We start from the raw sequence: 6,678 nt of genomic DNA, 5'->3' as shown, positions 1-6,678 counted from the left end.
TGATCATCATCGCCTGGCCGGACCAAGCCGCCTCAAGCTGCTCCCGGGTGTAGAACTGGAACTGGTAATTGCCGGAGGAAGGGTCGATCAGGGCGACGTCGCCCGACTGGGCCTCGCCCCGGACGCCCGAGAGAATGACGTAGCGGCCGTCATTGAAGCGGGCGATGATCGGAAAGGCCTCGCCGACTCGGAAGAGTTTCTTCCAGTCGAGGGTGGCCATCTTGCACTTGAACCCGCCTTCGCGGGCGATGCGCACCAGCACAGAGGGGTCGAGGTTGCTCTCTACGATCGAGTATTTGTGAACGAGGCTTTCAGGCGTGATGTCTTCGTGAAAGTGTCGTGCCACGAGAACATAACAGATCAGACCACTGTTAAGCTGAAACTGTGTCATGGAGAGATGTTCCTCGCTATCGGACGCGAGCGCAGGAAGGCTGGCAGCCGGGAACCCGCAGATGCGCGCACATGAAATGTCTACAACCGTATTGTCAGATACCTTCCCGGGCCACGGATTGTCAACCCGCCAAAAATTCTCATAAAAGGTTTCATCCTCCCCCCTTCAAGTCAGTACCTGGCTCTCCTTGGATCTTGCCCGCCAGGGAGCCTCGCGCCGCGATGATTTCCTCAGGCCTCCATCGTGATTTCCTCCAGAGGGGCAACCGCACTTCCTTGAAGATTTATTAAAAAGATATTGCCATAAACCGAGAAAGGTGGTTATGCGTTGACTATACGGGTGTCAGGTTCGGGACTTGTGACTTCCCAGGCCTGTCCGTCCTGGCGATACACCGCCGGGCAGGCCTTGTACCCGGGCCATGGGAAAGGCTGTTATTACGGCGAGTAATATCGACAAAACGCTTGACGTACCTCGTCTGACATAATATTTGTCGAAGGAAGTTTTGAATCCGAGACGGCTAACTTTTAAGGCTCCCGAAACCGGTGATCGCCGAAGAGATCCGCTCCGGGCAAAGAATCAAGTGATAAGGCCTTCAGCCAAAATACTGCGCGCAACCACATAAAACGGAGGAAAAATTCATGGCTACGATTAGTGGCGGCCTCAGCCAGACATCTTTCGTACAGTCCTTTGCCAACAGCCCGGCGTTGGTTGCTCTGTCCGGCGGTCTGATCCCCTCGGGCAGCAACGTGACCCTGAGCTCGCTCGGCCCCGTCGGCCAGCTCTACGTCGGCCAGACCTACGGCCTTTACGCCTCTCTGGGCGGCACCGCCCCCGGCGGCCTGACCGGCGCCAACCTGCAGACGTTCCAGGCCTTCTCCCAGTTCTATGCCCTGATCGACATCATGCTGTTCGGCCCCCTGATCGGCCTCGGCGGCACCACCATCCGCTAAGTCCAAGTCGAACAAAGATTCTGGCCCCCCCCGGCCGCGCCGGGGGATGGCACCAGCCCAACATGCAGGCCGTTTCATCGACGGCCTGCATTTTTTTCTGGCCCTGAACATTTCCCAAAGGTGACATCATGAGTGCGTCCAAGCCGTTTACGATTGTACTGTTGTGCAGCAACGAGGATATTCAGAGCCTTGCCATGTCCCTGCAGGCAAGGAGCGCCAACGCCACCATCCTGCACGCTCCCGATCTGGCCACCCTCCGGGTCTGCCTGGCCAAAGCCAAGGACAACATCCGCCTCATATCCTTCATGAGCAACGTCATCGTGCCCGCCGACGCCCTCACCCAGTTCGACCTCGGGACCTACAACTTCCACCCCGGCTCCCCCGACTATCCCGGCACAGCCCCCGAGGCCTGGGCCTGCTACGAGCGGGCCACCCATTTCGGAGCTACGGCGCATGTGATGTCCATCAAGGTCGATGACGGCCCGATCATCGACACCGAGATTCTGCCCGTTCCCCAGGGGGCGCACCGGCTCATCTACGCGCAGCTCGGCTCGCGCGCGGCACAGGCGCTATTTTCCAAGTTGGCCCCCAGGCTGGCCGACCCCGCTCCGCTCACTCCTGACGAGAGCCTCTGCTGGGGCGGCACCAAGAGGTCCAGCGCCGATTTCAACAAGATGGTCAGCCTGGAGCCGGACATCACCCAGGAAGAATTCATCCGCCGCATCTTCAGCTTCGGCCCGCCCGACATCGCCGAATTCTCCATCACCCTGCACGGGCACAAGTTCATCATGCTCACCGAATCCGGCGTGAAGGGCTACCTGGACGCCTCCGACGACGGACAGGTGCGCGGCTGGGCCTGGAACATGGCCCACCCCGAGCGCAGGTTGGAGATTTCCATCCGCGTGGACGACGCCAGGGATTTCGTGACCCGTGCGGACATGTACCGCCAGGACGTCCACGACGCGGGCCACGGCGACGGCTATTCGGGCTTCGCCTGGACTCCGCCGAGGGAACTGCGCGACAACCTGCCCCACCGGGTGGACATTTCCGCGGCCGGACGCCGCCTGCTGGGCAGCCCCAAACTGATCGTTTTCAAGAAACAGCCGCAGGATGACGAAGAATAGGCGCTTCCTGCATGTGGGGTGCGGCCCGGCAAGGTCCGCTCCGCTGCCGGAGCCGTTCAGCAGTGACACATGGGAGGAGGTCCGCCTGGACCTCGACCCGGCGCACGCCCCTGACATCGCCTGCTCCATCACGGACATGGCCCCAGTGGCGGACGCCGCCTTCCAGGCCGTCTACTCCGCCCACAACCTGGAGCACCTGGCCGAGCACGAGGTGCATGCCGCGCTGTGCGAGTTCAGGCGCGTGCTCGCCCCGGACGGGTTCGCCCTCGTGACCGTCCCGGACATCCAGGCCGTGGCGCGGCAGGCCGCCCTGGGCGACCTGCACCGGGTGCTCTACATCTCGGCGGCGGGCCCGGTGCGCATCCTGGACGTGCTCTACGGCTTCACCCCGGCCATCGCCGGAGGCAACACCCACATGCGCCATCGCACCGGGTTCAGCGCGGCCTGCCTCACCACCTCCCTCGCCCGCGCCGGCTTCGCCGCGACCTTCGTGCTGCGCCGGCCTGAGCTCTTCGCCCTCACCGCCCTGGCCTGCGCGGACCACTGCCCCGCACCGCATGGCTTCCCCTGGTGGCAGGCATGAGCGGAACCCTCATCGGACACATCGACGCCGTTGGCCCCGTGATCTCCGGCTGGGCAACCGCGCCCGGCGGCCAAGGCCCCCTGACGGTCTGCTGCGTGCTCGACGACACCCTGTGGCTGAGCACCCGGGCCGACCTGTCCCGCCCAGACGTGGCCGAAGCGCTTGGCTGCTGCGAATTGTGCGGCTTCAGCTTCACGCTGCCCCCGATGGTGATGGACGGCGGGGAACACGCGTTGGCGCTGGGCGTGCTCGGCAACGAGGTATTCCGCTTTCCCGGCGCCCCGGGCAGCGTGGTGCTGGGACAGCCCGAGATTTCCGTCTTTAGGGCCGACTTGCAGGGTTTTCTGGCTGCCTGCCCCGATGCGGCCGGGCTGCAAAACGAGGCTGACGCCCCGCTGGCCGTATTTCTGGCCCAGGCCTGCGGCAGGGCCGTGGGCTACGCCCTCTGCCTGGGGCCTGAACACGGCACTGACCCGGGCTGCCGCCGCTTCCTGCTGGATGTGCGGCCGCCCTGGCGCGGGCACGGCGCGGGCTCCCGGCTGGTGGAGCGGATGCTGGCCTGGGCGCGGGGCCAGGGCATGCTTGGGCTGCGCACCTCGGTGGCGCTGCCGGACGGCGGTGTGGTGGCGTTCTTCGAGAGGCGGGGATTCAGGGTCGAAGCGGTGCGTAAGGCAGCCCTGGAAGGTCAGGACGGCCCCAGGGACGTGGCCGACCTGGGCTGGGCGCCGTAGCGCGGCGGTTGAGCGGCAGCAAGCAGTATCAGGCCAACAGCAGGGCCACAGCCTTGCCGACCTTGCGCCTGTCCCACGCGCCGGTGCCGGACAAGGTGGGGGCGCCATCACGATTGAGGGCCTCCGCGATCAGCCGGTGGCTCATCCCCTTCTTGACCATCCCCCGCAGAATCGAGGCCAGGCGGCTTCTGTCCGCCTTGACCGGCGCGGCGGCCTGGCGGCGATCATTCCCCGGCTTGGAAGATTTGGACGGCCCGGACCTTGGCGTTTGGCGGGAGGGCTCCTGCCCGGCATGGTCCCGCGGGCGCACCTCGATGTCCTGGCCTCCCTTGAGGATGCGCTCCATGGGCACACCCTGGGCCAACATGAGCAGCACCTGGTTCTGGCGGGTGAGGTTCTCGGTTATGGCCTTGAAATCGTTGATCTGCATATCCTTGACTTCCACCTGGCGGTCCGCCAGGGCCAGCCTTTGACGCAGCAGCTCGTTCTCGCGGGCCAGGGCCTCTGAGCGCACCTTGAGTTCGGCCAGCTCCAGGTTGGGGCCTTCCAAGGCCGGAGCCGCCTGAGCTTCATGCGTCAAGGCCCTAGCATCGGGCATTTGAATGTCAGGGGCCGCCTGCTCCTCCACGGGGGGCTCCAGCACGGGCGATTCCTGAATGGGCGTCTCAGTGGCGCAAGGTTCCTGGCGGCGAGGTTCCCGGGCGAAGGGCTGCTGCATCCGCGCGGCCGGGGCTTCCGCCTCGCGGGGCTTCACGGCTTCCGGCCAGACCGCCCACCGCGCCCCTACACCTCCGGCCCCCGGCATGCTTTCCCCTCTCATGTCGCCCTCCTTCGCTCCGATCATCGCCGCGCCAGCAGTTGTTCCAGACGCGCCCTGTAGGCCGCGCCCACGGCGGCAGGATTATGGCGCGCCTCGATGAGCCCGCGCCCCTTCTCCGCCAGAGCGGCCGCCCGGGCCGGATTTTCGACCATGTCTCGCATGCTGGCGGCGAGCTGGTCAATGTCCGGTTCGGCCCAATACAGCCCTTCGCCGAAAGGATACTCCCCCCGGCCCACGGGCACCAGCCTGCCGCCAACGGGATAGCCCGTCTCCGCGGTGAGGAAATCCTCGTTGCCGGAATACCCCGTGGCCGCCACGGGCTTGCCCAGGAGCATGGCCTCGGCCAGGGTGCGCCCGAAACCTTCGGAGCGGTGCGGGGAGACGTAGGCGTCGCAGGCGGCGAAGAGGCCCAGCACGTCGCCCCGGTCCAGGGTGCCGCCGATGTGCAGGATGCGCGGGTCCCGCGAGGCCTCGGCGCTGAACGCCTGCCACCTGGGGTCGTCCGGGCTGGTATTCATCACCTTGAGCACCAGCCGCACGGGCTCGATCCCCGAGGGGAAGGCCTTGCGGAAAGCGCGGAGGGCGGCCCAGGGGTTCTTGCGCGCCAGGTAGGAGTTGAAGTCGAACACATACAGGAAAAGAAAAGCATCATCGGGGAGCCCGAACGCGCCGCGCGGCAAGGGCCGCAGCCTGTCCACGGTGACGGCCATGGGCATGAGCAGCACTGGCACGGGCGAGCTCTTCTGGAAGGCCTGCTGCGTGTAGCGGCTCGAAACCCAGATTTCGTCCACCAGTTCGTAGGCCTCGCTCCAGACGGCGGGCCACTCGGGCAGCTCCCAGGGCCAGTAGCCGATGTTCAGGCGGCCCGCGAACAGGTCCGCGCCTTTCTCCAGCCAGACCCTGGCCGTGTCCAGGCCCGTGAGGCAGAACAGGTTCACCCCGTAGGGGGCCTCCTCGCGCAGGTGGGCGTCCAGCGCGCAGTCCTGCTGGCGGGTGTTTGGCCCCGTGCGCACGTTGACCACGGCGAAGGGCACCCCGGCGCTCTCCAGGGAGGCGGCGGCCATGCGGGAATCCTCCCCGATGCCCAGCTCGCCCTTGGCGAAGCCCACGATGTTCACCCCGGGCGGCAGCGGCCCGGACCGGACCCGCCTTGACTCCGGCTCGGGCGCGGCCAGCGGAGCGGGCGCGGGGGCCAGCAGCGTGCCGAGCCGGTAGCGCTCCACGGCCTCCTCATGGAACCAGCGGGCGGCATGCTCGCGCAGGCGGGGGTCGGCCAGGTGCTCCGGCGTGCATTCGGGGCAGGCCCAGAGCCAGGCCAGCGCGCCCAGGCGGCTGAGGCCAGGGAAGGACGGATGCTCCTCCGCGAGCCAGGCCGGGGGATCGAGCTCCAGATAGCCCTCGTGCTTCAGGGCCCTGACCCCTTCGCAATAATACCAGCCCAGGAAGCGCGCCCGGCCGGCCGGGGTGTGCAGGGGAAATTCGGTTTGCAGGGCCGGGTCCATCTGCCAGGAGTAGAGCTGGAGCAGACTGTAGGGGTCTTCCTCGGCCGTCTGCCCGGCCGTCTGGCCGGTCGCCGCATCGGCCCAGGCCCCGGCGCTGAGCCTGCGCACCTGCATGGCCGGGAGATACTTGAACAGATTGTGCTCGGGCACGCCGTGTACGAAAAACCAGCGGATGAAACCGGCCGTTCCGGCGGGCGTATCCGGCGGGTGCTGGGCTCGGGCGTCCGTGCGCTGCCGCCAGGTGACCTCCATCAACCGGGTGAACTCGAAATCCTCGCCGGGGGGCGCGGGCCGGACGACATCCCTCACGTGGGGCAGGTCTTCCGGGCGGACGCGGGCCGCGGCCGCGGGGAAATCGCACGGGGCGTGCAGCAGCCACCAGGCCTGGAAGTCCTTCTGGGCTTCGGCGTCTTCGATGGGCGCGCCCATGCGGACGTCCTCCCGCAGCAGCCAGGCGAAGCGGAGCTCCCGGATCAGGAGCGGGGCGCGCCCGGGCGTCTGGGCTTGCGGGGCGACATGTTTCAACATTGAATGATTGTACCTGTTTGCCCTGCCCCGTCAACCGCGCCGCGATTGG

At 66.6% G+C, this 6,678-nt stretch carries 7 protein-coding genes; 4 read left to right on the top strand and 3 right to left on the bottom strand.

All coding sequences use genetic code 11. From position 1 onward, the window contains the following. Positions 1–391, bottom strand: a 391-nt coding sequence (locus MLE27_RS16960; protein ID WP_243313685.1) for a cysteine peptidase family C39 domain-containing protein, incomplete at its 3' end; no start/stop codon positions are given. Between the two features lie 638 nt (positions 392–1,029). On the opposite strand from MLE27_RS16960, the gene MLE27_RS16955 reads away from it, so the two are divergent. From MLE27_RS16955 to MLE27_RS16940, 4 genes are all read left to right on the top strand, one after another. Then, positions 1,030–1,341 (top strand): hypothetical protein, encoded by a 312-nt coding sequence (locus MLE27_RS16955; protein ID WP_243313684.1) that lies wholly within the window; start codon positions 1,030–1,032, stop codon positions 1,339–1,341. A 194-nt stretch (positions 1,342–1,535) separates the two neighbouring features. Continuing rightward, complete coding sequence (locus MLE27_RS16950; protein ID WP_243313682.1) at positions 1,536–2,465, top strand: formyltransferase family protein; 930 nt, start codon at positions 1,536–1,538, stop codon at positions 2,463–2,465. Beyond that, the gene (locus MLE27_RS16945) at positions 2,452–3,048 is read left to right on the top strand and encodes a class I SAM-dependent methyltransferase (protein ID WP_243313679.1); all 597 of its coding nucleotides are present in this window, start codon (positions 2,452–2,454) and stop codon (positions 3,046–3,048) included. The genes MLE27_RS16950 and MLE27_RS16945 overlap by 14 nt, the downstream gene beginning before the upstream one ends. After that, entirely contained in the window at positions 3,045–3,779 is a 735-nt protein-coding gene (locus MLE27_RS16940; protein WP_243313677.1) for a GNAT family N-acetyltransferase, read from the top strand. Before MLE27_RS16945 ends, MLE27_RS16940 begins: the two co-directional genes overlap by 4 nt. Positions 3,780–3,807: 28 nt before the next feature. Here the strand turns inward: MLE27_RS16940 and MLE27_RS16935 are convergent, their stop codons facing one another. Both MLE27_RS16935 and MLE27_RS16930 read right to left on the bottom strand, forming a co-directional pair. Then, on the bottom strand, positions 3,808–4,599 hold the full coding sequence (locus MLE27_RS16935; RefSeq protein ID WP_243313675.1) for a hypothetical protein: 792 nt from the start codon (positions 4,597–4,599) through the stop codon (positions 3,808–3,810). 20 nt (positions 4,600–4,619) lie between these two features. Continuing rightward, complete coding sequence (locus tag MLE27_RS16930) at positions 4,620–6,629, bottom strand: glycosyltransferase family 4 protein (protein ID WP_243313673.1); 2,010 nt, start codon at positions 6,627–6,629, stop codon at positions 4,620–4,622. Positions 6,630–6,678: the final 49 nt, after the last annotated feature.

Origin of the sequence: Fundidesulfovibrio agrisoli, from assembly GCF_022808715.1 — a bacterium.
Lineage (GTDB): Bacteria > Desulfobacterota > Desulfovibrionia > Desulfovibrionales > Desulfovibrionaceae > Fundidesulfovibrio > Fundidesulfovibrio agrisoli.
Note: the sequence above shows the minus strand (reverse complement) of the source record. Positions and strands in the feature narration are given on the sequence as shown.